Here is a 2,442-nt window from a genome sequence, read left to right as displayed (position 1 = left end):
CCGCCGCTTCCATCCTACGGTCCACCGCCTCGATCGACAGCCGGATCGCCCGCACCATCAGGGGAAAGCCCATGACGCCGCAAGCCAGCGCCGCACCTGTCCAGCGGAAGGAGAAGACGATGCCGAAATGCTCGGCCAGGAAGGCACCGGCCGGACCGCGCCGGCCGAAGGTGAGCAGCAGCAGATAGCCGGTCACCACCGGCGGCAGGATCAGCGGCAGATGCACCAGCCCGTTGAGAACCGTCTTGCCCCAGAACTGTCCCCGGGCAAGCAGAAGCGCGATCAAGATGCCCGGCGGCAGGCTGGCGAGCATCGCCACCGTTGCCACCTTGATGGACAGCCGGACCGCATTCCATTCGTCGGGAGTGAGGTCCAGCAGCCAGTTCATAGTGCCCCTTGGAACTCAGTTGCTCGGCGCGAGCACGGTAAATCCCTGATCCTTGAACAGCGCGGCCGCCTTGGCCGACTGCAGGCATTTCAGGAAAGCCGGCGTATCCTTGTCCTTCGAATCGGCGGTCTGGGCAACCGGATAGATGATCGGCGGATGCGAATCCTCCGGGAAGGTGCCGATCACCTTGACCCCCTTTTCGGCATGCGCGTCGGTGGCATAGACAATGCCAAGGGCGGCTTCGCCCGTCGAAACCAGTTTCAGCGCCGCGCGCACGTTTTCGGCCTGCGCCACCTTGCCCTCGACCGAGGACCAGACGCCGAGCGATTCAAGCGCGGCCTTGCCGTATTTGCCGGCCGGCACCGCCTTGAAATCTCCCATGGCGAGCTTGCCGTCGCCGATCAGCTTGGCGAGGTCGAAACCCTTCTCGATCCTGGTGTCGACCGCCGAGTCCTTCGGCGCCACCAGCACGATCTGATTGCCGAGCAGCTTCACTTCGGTGTCCGGCTTGGTCAGCTTCTTGTCGGAGAGATATTTCATCCAGTCGAGATCGGCCGAGATGAAGACGTCGGCAGGCGCCCCGCCCTCGATCTGCTTGGCCAGCGCCGAGCTCGCGGCATAGGAGACAGTCGCCGCCTCGCCGACATCGACCTCGCAGGCCTTGTTCACCGCGTCGAGCGCGTCCTTGAGGCTGGCTGCGGCAAACACCACCACCTTGTCTTCCGCATGCGCTGCCGGCACGACTGCCATCAGCGCCGCAGCCAAACCGCCAATGGCGATCGCCCTAGATCCAAAACCTGTGCGCGTCATGGAAAACTCTCCCTGGTTTGAAATCCGGCCGGCTCGAAGCCTGCTGACCGATATATCCGTATGAATATAACAAGGGAAGGCCCGGCGCCTCATGAAAGCGTCTGTACGACACCAATTGTTTTGGTAAGACCGGGAAAAGAAACCTTGGAAAGGAAACTCCGGTGAAGATCAGCGCCCGCAACGTCCTCAAGGGAACGATCGCCGAGATCGTCAAGGGAGCCACCACCTCGCATGTCAGGATCGACATTGGCGGCGGCGCCATCGTCACCGCCTCGATCACCAACGAGGCCGTCGCCGATCTCAAGCTCGAAAAGGGCAAGCAGGCCTATGCCGTGGTCAAAGCCTCGGACGTGATGGTCGGCATCGACTGAAATTTGCGGCCTTAGACCGCGATCGGCGCCTTGATCGACGCGTCGGCGACGTAGTTTTCCAGCCGGAAATCCTCGAAACGGAAGGCGAAGAGGTCCTTCACCTCCGGATTGATCCACATCGTCGGCAGCGTCCTCGGCGTGCGCCGCAGCTGTTCGCGTGCTTGCTCGAAATGGTTCGAGTAGAGGTGCGCATCGCCAAGTGTGTGGACGAAATCGCCGGGTTTCAGCCCTGTCACCTGCGCCACCATCAAGGTCAGCAGGGCATAGGACGCGATGTTGAACGGCACGCCAAGGAAGATATCGGCGGAACGCTGGTAGAGTTGGCAGGAAAGCCGCCCTTCCGAAACATAGAACTGGAACAGGCAGTGGCAGGGCGGCAGCGCCATCGCTTCCACCTCGGCTGGGTTCCATGCCGAAACAATCAGCCGCCGCGATTGAGGATTTCTGCGTATCTCCTTGAGAAGATTCGCGATCTGGTCGATCGAGCCGCCATGGCCGTCCGGCCAGGAACGCCACTGCTTGCCGTAGACCGGGCCGAGATCGCCATTCTCGTCGGCCCATTCGTCCCAGATCGAGACGCCATGGTCGGTGAGATATTTGATGTTGGTGTCGCCGGCCAGGAACCACAGAAGCTCATGGATGATCGACTTGAGATGCAGCTTCTTGGTTGTGGTGACGGGAAAGCCGCGCGCCAGGTCGAAACGCATCTGGTAGCCGAAGACGGAGCGCGTTCCGGTGCCGGTGCGGTCGCCGCGGTCGGCGCCGTTGTCCAGCACGTGCTGCAGGAGGTCGAGATACTGGCGCATCGGTTCCGGCTCGATTCGGTTGTCCAGCCATCATAACTGACAGACGGGCGATCGAACACCACAAAGC

3 protein-coding genes and 1 pseudogene are annotated in these 2,442 nt (G+C 61.9%); 1 reads left to right on the top strand and 3 read right to left on the bottom strand.

The window, feature by feature from the left end; genetic code table 11:
* Positions 1-388 (bottom strand): annotated as a pseudogene (locus EN994_RS27205) (ABC transporter permease subunit); the annotation flags it as partial.
* 15 nt (positions 389-403) lie between these two features.
* Positions 404-1,198, bottom strand: a complete 795-nt coding sequence (gene modA / locus EN994_RS27200; protein WP_063168281.1) for a molybdate ABC transporter substrate-binding protein — start codon at positions 1,196-1,198, stop codon at positions 404-406.
* A 161-nt stretch (positions 1,199-1,359) separates the two neighbouring features.
* Between modA and EN994_RS27195 the strand changes: the two genes are divergently transcribed.
* Positions 1,360-1,569: a molybdopterin-binding protein gene (locus tag EN994_RS27195; protein ID WP_024501417.1), complete on the top strand. Its 210-nt coding sequence runs from the start codon at positions 1,360-1,362 to the stop codon at positions 1,567-1,569.
* Between the two features lie 11 nt (positions 1,570-1,580).
* Here the strand turns inward: EN994_RS27195 and EN994_RS27190 are convergent, their stop codons facing one another.
* Complete coding sequence (locus EN994_RS27190; protein WP_024501420.1) at positions 1,581-2,375, bottom strand: thymidylate synthase; 795 nt, start codon at positions 2,373-2,375, stop codon at positions 1,581-1,583.
* Positions 2,376-2,442: the final 67 nt, after the last annotated feature.

This window comes from Mesorhizobium sp. M7A.F.Ca.CA.002.09.1.1 (assembly GCF_003998555.1).
Classification (GTDB): domain Bacteria; phylum Pseudomonadota; class Alphaproteobacteria; order Rhizobiales; family Rhizobiaceae; genus Mesorhizobium; species Mesorhizobium ciceri.
Note: the sequence above shows the minus strand (reverse complement) of the source record. Positions and strands in the feature narration are given on the sequence as shown.